The organism is Vibrio sp. Vb1337, from assembly GCF_033338715.1.
Taxonomy (GTDB): Bacteria; Pseudomonadota; Gammaproteobacteria; order Enterobacterales; family Vibrionaceae; genus Vibrio; species Vibrio alginolyticus.
The window spans coordinates 98,589-117,433 of the sequence record NZ_JAWOTD010000007.1; the positions used below are offsets into that span (position 1 = coordinate 98,589).

Here is an 18,845-nt window from a genome sequence, read left to right on the forward strand (position 1 = left end):
GACTATGCCGTCAGAGCGTGTTTTTTTTGGTTTACTTCGCACTCGGGGCTGGGCGTTTCGACTTACCTTGGAACTGCTTAATGCTCTTCTTAGCATGAGTTCGGCGGTTGGCTTTTTTATCGCGTGGCGCGCGTTTGCTCTCGCCAGTTGATGGCTTATCCGTTACTGGAAAACCTGCCAGATCTTGCACTGGTAATACACGTTGAGTCAGGTGACGAATCGCGCTTAGTGCGTCCATTTCACCATGACAAACCAATGACATCGCGACACCTTGTTCGCCTGCGCGAGCGGTACGTCCTACTCGGTGAACATAGGTTTCTGCATACATTGGCAGTTCAAAGTTGATCACTACAGGTAATTGCTCAATGTGAATGCCACGCGCTAGTAGATCGGTGGCAATCAACACCTGAATTTGCCCAGATTTAAACTGCGCCAGTGCTTCTTCTCGCTCATCTTGACTCTTATTGCCATGCAACGCATTGGTTGAGATGCCCGCTTTATTCAGCTTCTTCGCTAAGCCATCGGCGTTCTCTTTCGCACCAATAAAGACTAATGCCTTAGTCCACGCGTTTTTTTGAATCAGTTCAATCAATGCCTTGGTTTTACTGCCTTTGTTGACGAGGTACAGCGTTTCAGCAATATCTTGGTTGGTGCTGTTTTCTTGATGCGCTGCAACTTGCTTTGGTGCCTGCATAAGCAGCTTCGCTTTACCCTTCAACTCATCTGAAAACGTTGCCGAGAACATTGCGGTTTGACGCTGGTTTGAAATCAGCCCCGCAATATTTTGCACGTCAGGCCAAAAGCCCATATCCAACAGACGATCCGCCTCATCCAACACTAGGTAATGGATATTGCTTAAGTCTAAACCGTTGTTTGCCAGATCAACCAAACGACCTGTCGTCGCGACAAGGATATGAGGATTTGTCGCTAGCGCCTGCTGTTGTTGCTCTTTATCAACGCCGCCACACAAACACACTGCGTTGAGTTCAAGAACTTGACCAACTTGGTTAATTGCTTCACTCACTTGCATTGCCAGCTCACGAGTTGGCACAAGAATCAGCGCTTTTTGCTCTGGATTGACACCCAGCTTTTCCAACAAAGGCAAACCATAAGCAAGGGTTTTGCCGCTGCCTGTATTTGCCAAAGCCAATAGATCTTGACCAGCCAACAGCTCAGGAATGGCCAACGCTTGAATATCGGTCGGTTTCTTGAAGTCTTTTGGCAGGGCGTGAATCAGCTCAGAACTCAATGAGAGAGTAGAAAATGGCATTAGCGAAACCTTGTACTTTTGGTTGAAGAGGCAATAAAAACAATGAAGATGCGGTAAAACGCAGGCGCGGACTTTACCACAATCTGCTAGGTGAACCATCCTATTTTAGGCGCTTAAACCAAGCGTCGCCTACGCAAATCTTCAGAAAACTAAAAAGCGCAAAAAAGCCGTTAGTCTGTACTGCCACAGAGCTAACGGCTAAAAACCCTTGAAGAGAACGCTTCGTCAGCCTTTCACTGCGGCTGAAAAGAAATGTGCAGTTTATTAAAGCACAGCTTTACGATTCGGTAAGAACACTTCACCCAACATGCAACGAACCGAACCACCACCAATAGATTCTATGGTAGAAACGTCGAATGGCAGCAATTTACCGTGCGTTGCCAATTGGTTTCTTTGTGCTGGTGAGAATGCATCGTACGCCGATTGCGACATCGCAATCACCTTGTCGCCGTTGATCGTTTCCAGTTGCAGAATGTTACCGCAGAACTGGTTCATCTGTTCAAGCGAAATTGAGATGACTTGCTTGTCTTTGGCGAGTGACTTCATTACAAAACGACGCTCAAATTCTGGGATCACTTCGTCACAAATCACGCAAAACTGTTCGCCAACCGCCATCATCACATTGGTGTGATAAATCGGCGCACCAGACGGCAAACGAGTTTGGAAAGAAATCACTCGTTCATAGCCAATACGATCGGCGTAATCTTCTAAAACCAGACGATCACAACGTTGTGAGAGTGCGGCATAGACCGTTTTATTTAGGTGGTCAAACACCATCACACCCGTGCTTTCTAAATACGCTTGCTCGTCAAGATATTCAGTTAGACTGCTGCGTCGATGAACTTCTCGCCCTGCTTGCGCTAGTGCTGCCACAAGCGCATCGGGACGTACTTCTTTTTGACGGTTTTCACAGGCCATTGGAAAGGTGTACAACGTGCCATCTGGCGTAGTGCTAAACCAATTGTTTGGAAATACCGCGTCTGGCGTCGCAACATCTGAAGTTGGATAATCAAACTCAACAACTTGAACGCCCTCTTGACGCAGCGTTGCAACCATACTCGCGAACTCGGCCATTACTCGACGTGAGACTTCTTCTTGGCTGAGTGACACTTTATGTTGGAACTCATTATCTTGTGCGGTTTCTTCATTAAAACGAAACTCTTTCGGTGGCACCATCACTACGCAGTTTGCGGTTTGGCGCTGAGCACTTTGCGTGCTTTCTTCTTTCCCATTAGCAAATTGGGTCACTGATTCGTGTAATAGCATCCAATATATTCCTTATCACTAGAATGAGGAGATTGTAAATTTATTGTTAACTTCAGTTTTGCTGTTTTGACAATTAATTTAATTGCACAAAAGTGTTTTTTGCTGCATTAAGTTTATTTTTCCCTAAATTTTATTGTCACTTTGCAGGTTTAAGATTTTATGGCACCGTGATGAACATGATAAGAATTCATCATAAGAATCAGAACCATAGACAATCACACTCATAACCAACTAGTTACATTTAAGACACAATCGGTTAGACTATTTTTTCGCCCCTCTCGTCAATCGGTCTGCTTTATCGAGGAGCAGGCAAGAAACTCTCATACACGCGGTTTCGTCCAAAGCAGCGTGAATCGATGGATTTAGCCACCCCAAATGGCACTGTTTTAACTTTAGGATGAGTTATGTTTAAACGATTTGAAGGCTTTACAGAGCCGTTCCCCAAATCTACGCCGGATCAGCCTCCTTCAGGGATGTTCGCTTTTCTGCGTTATTACACTCGTGGTTATGAAAAGCCTTTGATCATCATGTCTTTGATGGCCACAATTGTGGCTGTTGTTGAGGTAATGTTGTTTGGCGCCATGGGACAATTGGTTGATTGGTTGTCTACCAGCAATCCAGAAACGTTCTTACAAGACAACAAATCGGATTTGATTTTCTACGGAGCCTTATTGCTGGTTGTCATGCCTATATTGGTGATCTTGTACTCGTTGCTCGTTCATCAAACGTTATTGGGCAACTACCCAATGTCTATCCGCTGGCTTGCACACCGGTATTTGCTCAATCAAAGCTTGAACTTCTATCAAGATGATTTTGCAGGCCGAGTCGCAACGAAAGTCATGCAAACCTCATTAGCTGTGCGCGAAACCGTAATGAAAGCTATGGATGTGTTTGTTTACGTTACGGTTTACTTCACCAGCATGATCATTATGTTAGCGACGGCAGACTGGCGTTTGATGATCCCAATGATCGTCTGGCTGCTCGCTTACATCGCTATCCAAATCTATTTTGTCCCTAAGCTCAAAGACGTCGCTTCAGCGCAGGCCGATGCTCGTTCGACAATGACAGGGCGTATCGTCGACAGTTATACCAATATTCAAACCGTCAAACTGTTTTCTCATAGCCAGCGCGAAACCCAATATGCCGAGCAAGGCATGAAAGGATTTTTAAATACGGTCTATCGTCAAATGCGCCTAGTGACCGGCTTCGACGTCGCTGTAGAGATCTCAAACTATATTTTGGTATTTTCCGTTGCTGCTTTATCGATTTACCTGTGGTTGGATAGTGCCATTAGCGTTGGCGCGATTGCGATTGCTGTTAGTCTTGCATTGCGCGTAAACGGTATGTCTATGTGGATAATGTGGGAAGTTGGCGCCCTCTTTGAAAACATGGGAACCGTTGTCGATGGAATGAAAACGCTCTCTAAGCCTATTGATATTAAAGATAAACCAGGCGCAAAAGACTTGGTTGTCACTGAAGGAGGCATTCACTTTGATAACGTCAGCTTCCATTACGGTGAGAACAAAGGCGTGATTAGCCATCTCGACCTCAACATCAAACCAGGAGAGAAAGTAGGCTTGGTCGGGCGCTCCGGCGCCGGAAAATCGACTTTGGTGAACTTGTTACTTCGCTTCCACGATGTCGAAGACGGCAGCATTAAGATCGATGGACAGAACATCTCAGAAGTCACACAAGACTCTTTGCGCTCAAAGATCGGTATGGTGACCCAAGATACTTCTCTGCTACACCGTTCAATTCGAGACAATATTTTGTATGGCAATCCAGATGCGACAGAAGAAGATTTGCTGAAAGCCACTAAGCAAGCGCATGCCCATGAGTTTATCGAAACTCTGACCGACCCATTTGGTAATGTCGGATACGATGCGCAAGTTGGTGAACGTGGTGTGAAACTGTCTGGCGGCCAACGTCAGCGTATCGCAATATCTCGTGTGCTACTCAAAGACGCACCATTGCTGGTATTGGATGAAGCCACATCGGCTCTGGATTCAGAAGTCGAAGCAGCGATTCAGGAAAGCTTGAATGAATTAATGCAAGGGAAAACGGTTATTGCTATCGCTCACCGATTATCGACCATCGCACAAATGGATCGCCTCATCGTGCTAGATAAAGGCAGCATCGTTGAACAAGGTTCTCATCAAGAACTCATTGCGAATAACGGCATTTACGCCCAGCTTTGGGCGCATCAAACTGGCGGATTTATCGCTGAAGAGCTAGACAATCAACACGCTTCTTAACGAGTGATAAGCTCAATAAAAACGGCGCTTTAAGCGCCGTTTTTTATTTTAATCCATGGCTAGACGCTCATATAGCCATTGTGGTTTCTCATATATGAAACACTCTCCATGATAAAGCTCACACTTTTTCTGCTAATATACCGCCTCGTTGCGTATCCATTGCAATGAACACAATACAGAGTATTGAGCCGTCTTCATTTGTCATTTCACTTTTTGAGAAACAGCTATACTCAATAGATGGCTTAGTTATTATATTAACAATAAGGTAATTAGCTTATGTGTAAATGTGGTTCAATGCAGATCGTACAACTCAAACCAAGTTGGGCTGACAAGCTATTTGGCTACTCAGAAAGATGGAAATGCCAACTTTGTTGTAAGATCTACCGCATCTAAAATTAAAAATAGAATCTTAGTTTTTCTAAGAAAAAGCAGTGGCCCGACAATGATTGTCGGGTTTTGTTTTTCTGTACATCCATTTTTATCCCTTCGCAACACGGTCACTCATCACGGCAAAACCTAGCATCTCAATGTGACTTAGGTATAGAATCAGGCCCACTTATTTATTCCGATATTCACATATAACTGGTCACTATGAACAAAAGTTTGCTAACGAATGTCCTTGCTATCGCTTTGATGGCTGGAGGTCATCAATTACAAAACGACTATCTTTGGTATGCAGGGCTGTTTGCGTTCTCAGGCGCCATCACCAACTGGCTTGCCATCCATATGCTGTTTGAGAAAGTGCCTGGATTATACGGTTCTGGCGTGATCCCCGCCCGATTTGAAGAGTTTAAACTGGCTATCAAAAACCTGATGATGGAACAGTTTTTTACTGAAGCGAACATTGACCGATTCTTGAATAAAGAAATGGCGGGCGGTGTGAACATCGATCTTCAACCAGTAATTGAGAAAGTAGATTTAAATCCAGCATTTGATTCCCTAGTGGAAGTAATTGAAGGCTCTCAGTTTGGTGGCATGCTAGCGATGTTTGGCGGCTCGGAAGCGCTACAACCCATGCGCCAACCTTTCGTCGAAAAGATGCAAGAATCCATCATTGAGTTGAGCAAGAGCGATAACATCAAAGAAGCACTGAAAGAGCAATTCGAATCTCCTGCAATGATGGATGAGATAAAGCAGAACATTGAAGGTATCATCGATCAACGTTTAAGCGAATTAACACCGGCATTAGTTAAAGAAATGGTGCAAAAAATGATTAAACAACACCTTGGATGGCTAGTCGTTTGGGGCGGTGTTTTTGGTGGTTTAATTGGCGTTATCAGCACCTTTATCGGGGCATAATCGCTCACCGATTTATTAAAAAGGAGCTTCGGCTCCTTTTTTAATCGTGAAAAAGTAATATACCAAGCCACGCTAAATAAGGAGGCTCAACACATGCCTCGCCTAACCAAGGAGCTCGGGATTAACACCAAATCCCGTTTTATGTTCTTCTATGACCACTTCACTACGAGTTTGAATCACGCCCGGAAGCGTGCCTAACTTACTCGACATAAACTCCTGATACGCTTTCATGCTCTTAACACGAACTTTTATCATGGTATCGAAATCTCCAGAGAGCGAGTAGCACTCTTCAATTTCAGGCATCAATTCCACCGCTTTCGCAAACTTTTCAAAAATAGAAAAACTGGTTTGGTCTAAACGAATATGGATGAATACTTGCACATCCAGCCCCAACTTTTCCGCATTCAACTCTGCATGGTAACCATTGATATACCCTTCTTTTTCTAGTCGCTTTACACGCTCAGAACATGGAGAAGTCGTTAAGTTAATCAGCTTTGCTAGTTCTACAACCGGAATTCTGCCTCTCGAATGAAGCACTCTCAAAATATGTAAATCAATCCGGTCCAATTGATAACTCATTAACCCACTTCCTTGTAACCACTTAGAAAGCATCACATTAATCGTTGCTCAAACAATTGCAAACCATCAAATGCACAGCATGTGAAATTCAGCAGAGAATAACCAGAAAACAACGAAGGAGGGAAAGAGCTATGATTATTGCCGCTCACTTAGTAGCCGTGAAGTGAAGAGAAAAAGCAACCTAGCGGCTCCCGCGGAGTCGCAAATTTGAAAGCGCATGACACGCCTGTATAGATATGTCGTTCGGGCAACGCCGCCCTATTTAGCCATTAATCATGGCTATCACTCAGAGTTAGAGTGCGGCCGATGTATGCCGTGTAGGATGTGGAACAACCTCTCCAATTGCACGATGATTACAACAACGGCAGTAGTATTGAGGCTCCATCTCGTAATAATGTTCACCTGATACAAATTTCGCCATCAGCTGTGTAAAACTCACCATTTTGCCTGTTAACGAGTCAACAGACTGAGGCTCGCAACGCTTCATAATCACTTTATGTTGCGTTGATTTTCTACAAGCTGCGCAATATATATCCGGCATTTCTCTTCTCCCTACTTTTTCGTCCTACTGACAATTGACATATTTTGTTCAAAATAATTCCACAATTAAAAAGCTCCTTTAATTTTTTGTGCCCTATCTTCAAAAAATTGAACGAAAGTATCAAAAAACTGAGACATTGGTCAGACCTCAACTTTTGTACCATCAATATGAGCAAACGTGCTTATGTGTGTAATGATACGACACATTACACATAAGCAATTGTTCGGGCTTATTATTTAGTAAGGCGCATGACAACTTTACAGCTGGCTAGATCGAGCTTTCGAGACGCCTTGTTATCTCGATTTACCCCGCAAACCAGTTGCTAGCAGCTATAGCCGTCTCATCAAGGAAGAAATGCATGACGATACAACCGATTCTCACTACCGAAAGACTCGTCCTCCGGCCATTCAATATCGATGACTGCCAACAAGTGGCTTTACTCGCTGGAGATAAGCGAATTGCCGACATGACAGCAAACATCCCTCATCCTTATGAGCGACCGATGGCGCAAGCATGGATAGATAGGCACGATCCGATGTATCAGCAGCATCAAGGCGTGGCGTACGCTATTACCTTGCGAAACACTGGGGAGTTACTTGGTGCAGTGAGTTTACCGCGTATCGAAGAGGGCTACGGTACATTAGGCTACTGGGTTGGCGTGCCACATTGGGGGAAAGGCTATGCATTCGAGGCCTCCAAAGCCTTACTCGAATTTGCTCGAATGCACTTTGAGTTAAACGGAATAACCGTGATGCATTTGGTGGACAATCAGCGTTCTAAATCGGTGATCCAAAAACTAAATATCCCTTACATCGGTGACAAAACATTGCGCATGCAAGGCAAAGAACGAAAGGTTTGTGTCTACCAACTCACGTTCGTCGCTTCTGAATAAAGTCGAGGAATATGTCGGATGATCATCCATGAAACTTCACAAAATCTGCCCAAGAACAACCCTTTCTTGCTAGGAACTGTATTGTTGTCGCTGTTCTATTTTTCCTACCTAGCAGACAAGATCGTCGAGTTTGGACTCGTAGCACTCACAATAATAGGATTGAAACTGCTCTCAACGTACTTCACGCGCCGCGCGTTCAATCCTAAAACGCTAGATATCGATGCAAGCACCAACACCTTGAAGTACCGCCAGGGCTCAACGGTTTACTTCCGTCTACCTCTTGATGACATTGTCAAAGTCCAAATACAGAAAGAGTTCTTCTCTAGCAAAAGTTTGATGCTCTACACAGTCAACGACGCTTACCAAGTGCCGAATTCAGACAATTTCGATTCTCTACAGTTAAAGGATTTAATGAAACAACTTGAAGAGAGAATTGATGATCAATCTCGCTAAAACGAAAAGAGAAGACATTCTAGAATGTTGCCAATTTGGTCTCTAAATAGAAAGACAAAAAAGCCAGCAATAACGCTGGCTTTTCTCTGTATTAGTCTTGTGCGACTTTCACGCGAATTTTGCTTTTTTCTACGTTCGTCAAATTCAGTGCTTCAAGAGCAGAAATGGCTTCTGCTTCGTCCGGCATGATGACAAAACCGAAGCCTTTCGACAAACCCGTGTCTTGATCAAGCACTAGCGAACACAGTTCTACTTTGCCGTACGCTGAGAATAATTTGCGGATATCTTGCTCGGTCATGTGACGAGCCAAGTTTCTTACTAAAAGTTTCATAATGAACCTAGTTGGTTTGATAACGGTTCGATTCTCTCAGTTTCTCTCTGGCAAACCAAGTGAATAATATGACGGCGTTGACTAGATCATTCTAAGTACATCTGTTTAAATGATTTTCCGTTCATTTTTCACCCATAGGAGAGTCGGCATGGAAACGAAACGTCTCAAACTCATCCCTGCTTGTTTAGAACGAGCCGAAGAGGCGCATCAAGCTGTCGTTCGTAGCCAAAAAACTCTCGAAGTCTATCTGCCGTGGGTGCCTCATGTGCTGACATTAGAAGCGATGATAGAAGGGACAGAGAAAGCCATCGCAAACTTTGAAAACTTCGAAGAAGAGCTGCGTTACTACATGATTGAAAAGGAAAGCGATCGCTTACTGGGTGCGGTCGGCCTGATGATTCGAGATCCCGACGTACCATCCTTTGAGATAGGTTATTGGTTAGATAATGCTGCCGTTGGCAATGGTTATGTTGCCGAGGCTGTGCTCGAAGTTGAGCGCTATGCGTTTGATGACTTGGGCGCCAAGAGAGTCGCAATTCATGCTGATAGCACCAACCAAAAGAGCCGGGCTGTAGCCGAGCGCTGTGGTTATGAGTTCGAAGGAGAGCTCAGAAACGAACGTCTGACTACATCGGGAGAGTTGAGTAACACCGTTATTTACTCCAAAATTCGTCGCGACTAACACTCCAATCTAACCGAGCAATGCTAAGCTCTGATCTCAAGCTACCACCATTAACGTTAATTAAGTTTCAGATAAAACAAAGCCCGCTAAAATAGCGGGCTTTGTGTTCATATACGGGAAGTTACTAGTCTAGTTCAACCAGTTTTTTCTCGAACGACTGGTGTTGGTCTAACACGTCTTGCGCAGCACCACCCGTTGCTTTACTTACCACAATGATGGCAAGCGTAGAGAAGATGATGCCCGGTACGATTTCGTACACATCAAACCAACCGCCAGTTAGCTGCTTCCAAACTACGATAGTGATACCACCAACAAGAATACCTGCTAACGCGCCGTTACGGTTCATACCGCTCCAGTAAAGGCTAAGTACAACCGCAGGACCAAATGCCGCACCAAAACCAGCCCAAGCGTAAGATACAAGACCGAGTACTGAGCTATCAGGCGTCATCGCTAGGAATAGCGCAACAAGCGAAATAACGATAACACCGATACGACCAATCATTACGATTTCTTCAGAAGACGCTTCTGGCTTGAATACTTGCTTGTAGAAATCTTCTGCAAGCGCTGAAGATGAAACAAGGAGCTGTGAGTCAGCGGTACTCATTACCGCCGCTAGGATTGCTGCTAACAACATACCCGCAACGACAGGGTGGAATACTGCGTTAACCAATAGCATGAAGATCTTCTCACCGTCCTCTAGTTGAGTACCCGGATGACCCGTAACCCAAACCAGACCAACAAGACCAACAAGCATTGCACCAACCATAGATAGTGCCGTCCAAATCACTGCGATACGACGTGCAGTCGTTAGATCTTTGTTTGAACGAGACGCTTTAAAACGCGCTAGGATGTGTGGCTGACCAAAGTAACCAAGGCCCCACGCCGCTAGAGAGATAATGGCAATCGCAGATAATGGTTCGCCTTTCGCGTCATTCCATAGCGTTGCAAGTTCTGGGTTGATGTCATGTAGATCAGAACTTAGCTGACCTAAACCACCGTCCATTACCGCTATAGGAACAATCATTAGCGCAGCCGCCATTAGAAGACCTTGCACTAAGTCAGTCCAAGATACCGCTAGGAAACCACCGAATAGTGTGTAAGAAACGACACACACCGTACCGATGATAACAGCGTAGGTATAATCTAGACCGAATACCGTCTCAAACAGTTTGCCCCCTGCGACCAAACCTGAGCTGGTGTAGAAAAGGAAAAATAGAAGAATGAAAAACGCAGAGATTGTCTGAATCAGTTTCGACTTATCGTTGAAGCGACGTGACAGGAACTCTGGCAACGTTAGCGCGTCAGTTTGGATACTGTAGGTACGGAGGCGTTTTGCACTGATGAGCCAGTTTGCCCATGTACCAAGAAGTAGACCGCCGGCTAACCAGAAGGCCTCGATACCCGCAGCGTACGCATAGCCAGGCAAGCCTAGCAGCAACCAACCACTCATGTCTGAAGCACCTGCAGATAATGCAGCAGGCCACGGACCTAGGCTACGGCCACCTAGGAAGTAGTCAGATGAATTGGAAGTCCTCTTATACGCGTAAACGCCAATAGCAACCATAATCAGTAAATACGCCACAAAAGTGGACGTGATAGCAAAGCTATTTTCTATCATTAGATAGTCCTCGTTATAATTATTTCCTTCCTTGCCTGCCCTGATATTTTACCGTCTCAGCAATACATCAGAGTATAAAAAACCAATCTGGACCGGCTCTCAGTCCAGTTACTCCAGATTGGCATTACAAGTCAGGTTAGTGAGTTTCGTTCCCCAACTCGAGTAGAGTTGCGTTACCACCCACCGCGGTAATATTTATCGTTCGAGTGCGCTCAGTAATGAAGCGCAACGAGAGATGAGGATCATGAGCCAATTTCGGTGACTCTAAATCCGTTTCAGAAACTAAGCCGACGATTGCACCGTCACGCTTAGCTAGTTGAAGATTGAGCGCATGCTCAATCTGTGAACGCCCAACATAACCCACACTACGTACATCGCTCTCAAGCAACGGGGCAGACGCATCGTACGCAACAACCTGGACTAAGTTAGATGGGAAGTTTGCCAACGCTACAGCTTGCTTAACCAGTTGGTTTAGCTCTGCATTGTCACTGCAAACGACCACACTGTTGCCTGCAATTAAGGCACAGGTGATCATCGCAAAAGCACTGTATAACGCATTATCAGCAGGCTCGATGTTGTTTTCACAAATCACCAAAGCCACACCGCGTCCTGCGGCATACAGTTCGTTAGTTTCCCCTGTAGGGCCAACTAACTGGTGAGTTTCTGCAAGAAGAGTTGATGCTTGTTGCAAGTGGTAAGAAACCACTTTGGCAACGGTAGACTGCTGCCCTTCTAGTGCAGATTTAAATGCCAGAACATGCTCGCATTTGTAATCAAAATCAGTCAGATTCCACTGCTCCCACGCAGAGAATGCATCTTTAAAATAGGTGATCTGATGAACCATTATGCGACTCCTTATGCGTTTTCTGCTTGAGCAAGAAGATGTTGAGTAAAGCGGAATAGGTAGTGTGGACCACCAGCTTTCGGGCCAGTACCCGACAAGCCTTGACCACCAAACGGCTGTACACCAACCACAGCGCCAACTTGGTCTCGGTTGATGTAGCAGTTACCTACTCGAGCATGTTTCTCAATCCAACGGTACGTGGTTTCGTTACGGCTATGGATACCCATCGTCAAGCCAAAACCCGTTTTGTTGATCTGCGCAACCACGTTCGGTAATTCAGACGCTTTAAAGCGAACAATGTGTAAGATTGGACCAAATTGTTCTTCTTTCAGCACATCGATGCCCGAGATTTCAAACGCACTTGGTGAGACAAAGTCACCATGCTGGCACGATTCATCCAGCTGTAGCTGAGCGACTTTAGTCTGTGTTTTGCTCATTTGCTCAAGGTGAGCGAGGAGTTTTTGTTTAGCATTGCTGTCGATAACCGGACCAACATCTGTTTTGTGTAGGTAAGGTAAACCAACATGCAGTTCATTCATCGCACCCTGAATCAGGTTGATCATACGGTCTGCTACATCTTCTTGTACAAATAGAACACGAAGGGCAGAACAACGCTGACCAGCAGATGCAAACGCCGAACGAATCACATCACGCACCACCTGCTCTGGCAATGCAGTACTGTCCACAATCATTGCGTTTTGACCACCTGTTTCCGCAATAAACGGAACCGGTTTCGCGCTGCGCTCCGCGAGCGTGACGTTAATGCGTTGCGCCGTTGCCGTTGAGCCAGTGAATGCCACACCAGCAATAGCATCATGAGAAGTCAGTGCATGACCAATCTCAGCGCCGCGACCAGTAAGTAACTGAATCACACCTGCAGGGAAGCCAGCATCAAGCATTAGTTCAATAGCGCGAGCGGCAATTAAGCTTGTTTGCTCAGCAGGTTTTGCAACCACAGTGTTACCTGCAATCAGTGCTGCCGTTACCTGACCAAGGAAGATAGCCAACGGGAAGTTCCAAGGGCTGATACACACAAACACACCAAGACCTTCACGGCTAGAAATGCGTTTCACACCGTCAAAACCTTCTAGCTCAAATGGCTGTAGGTTTTGCGCTTGTTTCGCGTAATAACGACAGAAATCCACAGCTTCACGAACTTCATCAATACTATCGTGAATCGTCTTGCCCGCTTCTTTGTGACAAATCGCCACCAGCTCAGCCAGATTTTCTTCCATTAAGCCAGCAAGCTTTTCTAAACAAGCCGCTTTTTGCTCAACAGGAACACCTTTCCAATCAGAGAAAGCAGTTTGCGCCGCATCAATTGCAGCGGAAACATGATCAAGTGTTGCAAATGCCACTTTGCCGACTTCAATTCGGCGATCGTATGGTGCGGTGATGATCTCAGCCGCATTTTCCTTGATCATGCTTTCGGCAAAGCGTTCACCATTGATCATCGGGCCTGCAACCCACTGGTTGTCCATGAAGCTTTCGACCTGAGCTTCAAATGGCTTCGCTTCACTGTCGATGTCAATGTTGACGCCATATGAGTTCTTACGCTCAGGGAAAATATCGGCAGGCAATGGAATTTTGTCGTTGTGTAGCGTGTCAAAACCCGTCAACACATCCACAGGGTGATGGGTCAACTCATAAATCGGACAACGCGCATCAACTAGACGGTGTACAAACGAGCTGTTCGCACCATTTTCAAGCAGACGACGAACCAAGTACGGAAGAAGATCAGCATGGCTACCGACAGGAGCATAAATACGTACTGGCTGACCGTACATTTTCATAACATGGTTATACAGTGAATCACCCATACCATGCAGGCGCTGGAACTCGTATTCTTTGTGCTCCGCCATGACAGCAATTGCCGTAACTGTGTGAGCATTGTGGCTTGCAAATTGTGGGTAGATATTACCGCGAACACCTTCGCTAAGTAGGAAACGAGCACAAGCTAGGTATGCAACGTCCGTCGCTTCTTTGCGAGTGTATACTGGGTAGTTTGCATAACCCGCTTGTTGAGACCACTTGATTTCGCTGTCCCAGTACGCGCCTTTAACCAAACGCAGAGGAATAACGTCACCTTGCTCTTTTGCGAGTGCATTTAGCCACACCAAGACTGGTAGCGCACGTTTTGAGTAGGCTTGAATAACCAAACCAAACTTGCCCCAACCTTTCACAAGATCGCTACGGTACACTTTCTCAAATAGCTTCAGAGAAAGCTCAAGGCGATCCGCTTCTTCTGCATCGATTGTGATTGCAACGTCGACTTCAATAGCACGTTTTAGTAGTTGCATTAGTGAGTCATACAACTCTGTCATTACACGTTCTTCATTTGCGACTTCGTAGCGCGGATGTAATGCAGAAAGCTTGATGGAAATCGAAGGCGCAGGGCTGGTGTCGTTACCGTAAGTCTCGCGACCCACCGCTTCGATCGCCATTAGGTAATCTTTGAAGTACTTGTTCGCGTCCGCTGTCGTTAACGCCGCCTCACCCAACATATCAAACGAGTAGGTGAAACCTTTGTCGCGCATTGGGCGACCGTTCTTTTGCGCTTCTTCGATCGTACGACCACGAACAAACTGGTGACCCATGATCTTCATTGCCTGATACATGGCTTTACGAATCACGGGCTCAGAGAATTTATTTACCAGACGGTTTACAGCCTGACCTGGGCTCTGGGTGCCTTGCTCACCAAGACCAACCACTTTACCTGTTAGCATGAGGCCCCATGTTGATGCGTTAACAAACACAGAGTCAGAGTTCTTCAGGTGAGATTTCCAGTCTGCGACACTCAACTTATCTTTAATCAAAGAATCTGCTGTCGCGGCATCTGGGATGCGCATTAATGCTTCTGCAAGACACATCAGCAAGATACCTTCTTGAGTATCTAAGCTGTATTCCAGCAATAAAGCATCAATCATCTGGATTGACTTCTTATCGGCACGAATGGCTTCGATAAGGTGGGTCGTTTGGGTAGTGATCGCCGATTTTTCATCCTCTGTCGGCGTCGCTAGTGGCAATAGTTGCTCTAGCCATTGAGACTCGTCCACCATATATAATGGCGAGATCAGTGACCACAACTTATCAAGCGGCTGCCCGATAAATTCCGGTGTCAACACGTTCGTAGCTGTAAACATGTGTGTTCCTCAATCTCACTCCTCGAAAACCGCTTCGAGGATTATCAATGGCTGGCAGTGTATTTTGAGGCCGATAAGAATACTTGTCAAAAACTACGACATTTTTGCCAAAAACTCGCTTTTATAACAAAACATCCACATAGTCACATTCAAATAGGTAATATTTTGTGTTGTAAATTTTAATTTTTTCATTGCATTCACAACAAAATATCAAGAATATCAATAAGATTTTTGTGAAGAGCTCGTTCTAAGAGAAAATGTAGGATCAAGTGGCATATCAACCACTGCAAAGAACAGAGAATTTAAAAAAACGAGAGATAGGTCACGTGAATAAAACATAAAAAAACCATGCATAGTGCATGGCTTTATTCTGATTGATGATTATTTGACCTAAAAAAACGCGTTGTTATCCAACTTGTTTTTTATAACGGGAAGGTGATATTCCCTGTAAGCGAGTAAAAGTATGAGTAAAAGTACTCTGGCTTGAGAAGCCAGTAAACTCGGCAATTTGCCCTAAAGAAAGGTGCCCTTGCTCGATTAATTCACGAGCCATGTCGATACGCTTTCCGAGAACATATTGATGAGGTGTAATCCCCATCTGCTCTTTAAACAAGCAATGGAACTGACTTTCCCCAAGAAACACTCGCCCGGCCAATTGAGCCACACTAATCTTATGACTCAGGTGCTGCTCAATGTAACGATCAATCGCCTCCAAATCAAAGCGCGACTCTTTTCGACTGGTCTCAAATGCCGAGATATGGCGCTGCATTAATGCAATCACAGTGTCGTTACACGCACGACTTAACAGCAGGTCATCCGGATGGTTTCGCATTTCCTGAACCAACATCTGTATCAGCTTCTGAATTTGACTATCTAACTGGAAGTAGACATGGTCTCTCTCCAGGTTATTGATTTTTTGAAGCATTTCAGGATCATCATTTGTCGGTTTGGGCATATTCAGCACCAAAATATCCGATTGATTGATGACGCCACCGAAAGCATGATCAGAGCATGCGGTAACCACACAACCTTGACCAGGGCCGACAAGATTACCTCGCCCGCGCACTTCAAATTCGGCTTGCCCTTTTAAACCAATCACGATCTGCGTATAAGAATGATCGTGGCAATCCATATAAGACGGAAGTGTGATCAGCTCCGCCGGCTTTGGCAGCATAATCTCTTGATATGAAAGGATTTTTTGGTTATCTGAGTCACTCATTTTAAACAGTCGTCTTTACACGGTCAGCTTACGTCTTCGCATCATATACCTTCTTTGTTGGGTTGCAACTTTTACCCAACTCAATCGACAAGATCAAATCAGCATGATTAAGTTCATTTACATGATCATAGTTCCGGAACGATGATCATGCGAGGTTAATTTACGGTCAGTGAGCAACCAATTTTATTAACAAAAACGGATAGATAGGCAACACCTTACGTATACATAATCAATCAATGTAAAGATCCTTATTACCGAACAATCCGTTATTTTGTAAAACATCGTGCTCCATATTAGATAGGTCGTCCCTGAAACGGATCGAAACCCACGCTTAAACTCAACATAGAGGGATTTCCCCCCTTACTAATATGCTTCTGATTCAATACATTAGTTATCGAGCTTTAAGATGCATACGATCTAAAGCTCTCGGTATCTCATTGATACCTCTAACTTACTTAGCAGACCCTCGCTAGGTAATTTAGAACCTCTTCTACACGTCGACAAGATTATATCTTGTGTTGCCAGCCCGTCTTCAGGCTGGCTTTTTTTTCGCTTCTCAACAATGAAAACAATGGCATAAGCTGATATCATAGCTTTTGTCTCACTGTCCCTCTCATATGCTTAGGTGCTGCTCTTTCACTCACAAGTGATATGAACGTCAACCACACTACAACTGAGTTGTAGGAAGCATGATCAAGGACGATACGAGTTGTAAGCCGAACATTAGGCGGACATCCGTGAGCGCACATATCTGTAATGAAACAGACCATTTTCCCAATTAAACTCTTCGTTCCATTTCGTCGTTGTCTATGACTACCTGACGAAAACATCGAACACCATGAATTTAATTGGATTGAGCGCCAATCAACGAACGTGTTCTAGCAACGTAACTGCCTACTTGGCAACATCAATACGAGCCATATAACACGGACGTCTCTGTATTGGTATAAGCAGTATGTAGTGAGTCCTTTTGTGAATATTTCAGTCGATACCATAGAACAATCCCTCCTTAAACAGCTACCAGGTTGTTGGGGATGCAAAGATAAAGATTCGGTATTCCTATACGTAAACCAGGAATACGCAGAACTGTTAGGGCACACATCGCCCGAGGAGTGCTTGGGTAAAACTGATTTTGATATGGCCAGCCCAACCACTGAATGCGCGCAAGAATTTCAACGCCAAGATAAACACGTTCTCGAAACTGGCGAGTCACTAAAAATTCTGGATATCCACCCTTATCCAGATGGCCGCTGGCGAGCACATATATTTACTAAAACACCGTGGCGAGATGACAATGGCGACATTGTAGGCACCATTTTCTACGGAAGAGAACTCACCGACACTGCCGTGATTGAAGTCGGGTATTGGGTTTGTCGTGCTATCAGTACCAACCCAAATCAACAATCCATCTTTCGTTTCTCTGACTTACAACCAAAACCAGAGAAGCTCACATGTCGCGAGCAAGAAACGCTTTTCCTCCTGCTCTACGGCAAGAAGCCACAATTCATCTCTCAGGTCATGGACATATCAACAAAAACCGTTGAAGGTCACGTCGCACGCTTACGTAATAAGTTTGCAGCGAACAGCAAGAACGAACTAATAGATAAAGCAATGGAAGCAGGCTACGGCTCTGTTGTACCCAAAACGCTGCTTAAGCATCAATTATCGGTTGTGTTGAATGGAGAGCGATAATTCGCATCGCTTCCACCTACAAAAACACCGCCCCAATTCGGCGGTGTTTGTTTATTCATGAGGGACCATAAGCCTATGGCGCTAAACGATCAATGTCCCAACTTCCATCATGCTGGGAGAAAAGAAAACGATCGTGAAGGCGATGTTCGCCACCTTGCCAAAATTCGATGCTCTTTGGTTTTACGCGAAAGCCACCCCAAAAGGTTGGTACTGGTATTTCACCCTTAGCAAACTTCTGTTTTAGCTCTAAAAACTTACCTTCCAACACACCTCTGGCAGAGATACGGCTACTTTGTTTGCTCGCGATTGCGGCCAACTGGCTCTCTTTAGGACGAGAAGTAAAGTATTTCATATTCTCTACGGCGGTAAGCTTTTCAGCCACACCAGTAATATGAACTTGGCGCTCTAACGGGTGCCAAGGGAAGTGCAAACTAATATTGCTGTTATGCTCTAGCTGCTGGGCCTTGCGACTGCCTAGGTTGGTGTAAAACACAAAACCATCTTTGTCGACGTTTTTCAATAGAACAATGCGTTGAAACGGCATGCCATTTTCATCAACCGTTGCAACTGTCATCGCAGTCGGGTCCGTTAAACCCGCTTCAACTGCTTGCTCTAGCCACAGATTAAATTGATCAATAGGATCAGCTTTCAAATCTTTACGACGCAGCCCACCTTTGGTGTACTCACGACGAATATCAGCAAGTTCCATCTTTACTCCTTCACTCGTTTTTGTCGATTGTGCTCCCGATACTGAGGAAATA

General features: G+C 45.0%; 16 protein-coding genes. 6 read left to right on the forward strand and 10 right to left on the reverse strand.

Translation table 11 applies throughout. From position 1 onward, the window contains the following. Positions 1-31: 31 nt before the first annotated feature. The gene (locus tag R7E42_RS10020) at positions 32-1,270 is read right to left on the reverse strand and encodes a DEAD/DEAH box helicase (protein WP_318072624.1); all 1,239 of its coding nucleotides are present in this window, start codon (positions 1,268-1,270) and stop codon (positions 32-34) included. A 264-nt stretch (positions 1,271-1,534) separates the two neighbouring features. After that, positions 1,535-2,536, reverse strand: a complete 1,002-nt coding sequence (locus tag R7E42_RS10025) for an arginine deiminase-related protein (protein ID WP_005383547.1) — start codon at positions 2,534-2,536, stop codon at positions 1,535-1,537. A 404-nt stretch (positions 2,537-2,940) separates the two neighbouring features. On the opposite strand from R7E42_RS10025, the gene R7E42_RS10030 reads away from it, so the two are divergent. Both R7E42_RS10030 and R7E42_RS10035 read left to right on the forward strand, forming a co-directional pair. Continuing rightward, positions 2,941-4,791 (forward strand): ABC transporter ATP-binding protein, encoded by a 1,851-nt coding sequence (locus tag R7E42_RS10030; RefSeq protein WP_005374597.1) that lies wholly within the window; start codon positions 2,941-2,943, stop codon positions 4,789-4,791. A gap of 591 nt (positions 4,792-5,382) precedes the next feature. Then, a complete protein-coding gene (locus R7E42_RS10035; protein WP_005383549.1) occupies positions 5,383-6,090 on the forward strand; it encodes a DUF445 domain-containing protein in 708 nt (235 codons plus the stop codon). 102 nt (positions 6,091-6,192) lie between these two features. On the opposite strand, the gene R7E42_RS10040 is transcribed toward R7E42_RS10035, so the two are convergent. Both R7E42_RS10040 and R7E42_RS10045 read right to left on the reverse strand, forming a co-directional pair. Then, complete coding sequence (locus R7E42_RS10040; RefSeq protein WP_318072625.1) at positions 6,193-6,669, reverse strand: Lrp/AsnC family transcriptional regulator; 477 nt, start codon at positions 6,667-6,669, stop codon at positions 6,193-6,195. 292 nt (positions 6,670-6,961) lie between these two features. Next, on the reverse strand, positions 6,962-7,210 hold the full coding sequence (locus tag R7E42_RS10045) for a hypothetical protein (protein ID WP_005374593.1): 249 nt from the start codon (positions 7,208-7,210) through the stop codon (positions 6,962-6,964). A 358-nt stretch (positions 7,211-7,568) separates the two neighbouring features. Between R7E42_RS10045 and R7E42_RS10050 the strand changes: the two genes are divergently transcribed. Together R7E42_RS10050 and R7E42_RS10055 are read left to right on the forward strand one after the other, a co-directional pair. Next, a complete protein-coding gene (locus tag R7E42_RS10050; protein ID WP_085569453.1) occupies positions 7,569-8,102 on the forward strand; it encodes a GNAT family N-acetyltransferase in 534 nt (177 codons plus the stop codon). 18 nt (positions 8,103-8,120) lie between these two features. Next, a complete protein-coding gene (locus R7E42_RS10055) occupies positions 8,121-8,555 on the forward strand; it encodes a hypothetical protein (RefSeq protein WP_017820067.1) in 435 nt (144 codons plus the stop codon). A gap of 91 nt (positions 8,556-8,646) precedes the next feature. On the opposite strand, the gene R7E42_RS10060 is transcribed toward R7E42_RS10055, so the two are convergent. Next, on the reverse strand, positions 8,647-8,886 hold the full coding sequence (locus R7E42_RS10060) for an RNA recognition motif domain-containing protein (RefSeq protein ID WP_005374587.1): 240 nt from the start codon (positions 8,884-8,886) through the stop codon (positions 8,647-8,649). Positions 8,887-9,034: 148 nt separating this feature from the next. Here R7E42_RS10060 and R7E42_RS10065 point away from each other — a divergent pair, with 148 nt between their 5' ends. Beyond that, a complete protein-coding gene (locus tag R7E42_RS10065; RefSeq protein ID WP_213866655.1) occupies positions 9,035-9,568 on the forward strand; it encodes a GNAT family N-acetyltransferase in 534 nt (177 codons plus the stop codon). A 124-nt stretch (positions 9,569-9,692) separates the two neighbouring features. On the opposite strand, the gene putP is transcribed toward R7E42_RS10065, so the two are convergent. From putP to R7E42_RS10085, 4 genes are all read right to left on the reverse strand, one after another. Further along, positions 9,693-11,186, reverse strand: coding sequence for a sodium/proline symporter PutP (gene putP / locus R7E42_RS10070; RefSeq protein ID WP_005374582.1), 1,494 nt, complete (start codon positions 11,184-11,186; stop codon positions 9,693-9,695). Between the two features lie 136 nt (positions 11,187-11,322). Continuing rightward, positions 11,323-12,030 (reverse strand): 1-pyrroline-5-carboxylate dehydrogenase, encoded by a 708-nt coding sequence (locus tag R7E42_RS10075; protein ID WP_005374581.1) that lies wholly within the window; start codon positions 12,028-12,030, stop codon positions 11,323-11,325. Between the two features lie 11 nt (positions 12,031-12,041). Continuing rightward, positions 12,042-15,173, reverse strand: a complete 3,132-nt coding sequence (gene putA, locus R7E42_RS10080) for a bifunctional proline dehydrogenase/L-glutamate gamma-semialdehyde dehydrogenase PutA (protein ID WP_222712164.1) — start codon at positions 15,171-15,173, stop codon at positions 12,042-12,044. Between the two features lie 406 nt (positions 15,174-15,579). After that, positions 15,580-16,392 (reverse strand): AraC family transcriptional regulator, encoded by an 813-nt coding sequence (locus tag R7E42_RS10085; RefSeq protein ID WP_025768702.1) that lies wholly within the window; start codon positions 16,390-16,392, stop codon positions 15,580-15,582. Positions 16,393-17,364: 972 nt separating this feature from the next. Here R7E42_RS10085 and R7E42_RS10090 point away from each other — a divergent pair. Further along, positions 17,365-18,084 (forward strand): PAS domain-containing protein, encoded by a 720-nt coding sequence (locus tag R7E42_RS10090; protein ID WP_081008340.1) that lies wholly within the window; start codon positions 17,365-17,367, stop codon positions 18,082-18,084. A 73-nt stretch (positions 18,085-18,157) separates the two neighbouring features. Here the strand turns inward: R7E42_RS10090 and pdxH are convergent, their stop codons facing one another. Beyond that, entirely contained in the window at positions 18,158-18,793 is a 636-nt protein-coding gene (gene pdxH, locus R7E42_RS10095) for a pyridoxamine 5'-phosphate oxidase (protein ID WP_005374570.1), read from the reverse strand. Positions 18,794-18,845 lie beyond the last annotated feature (52 nt).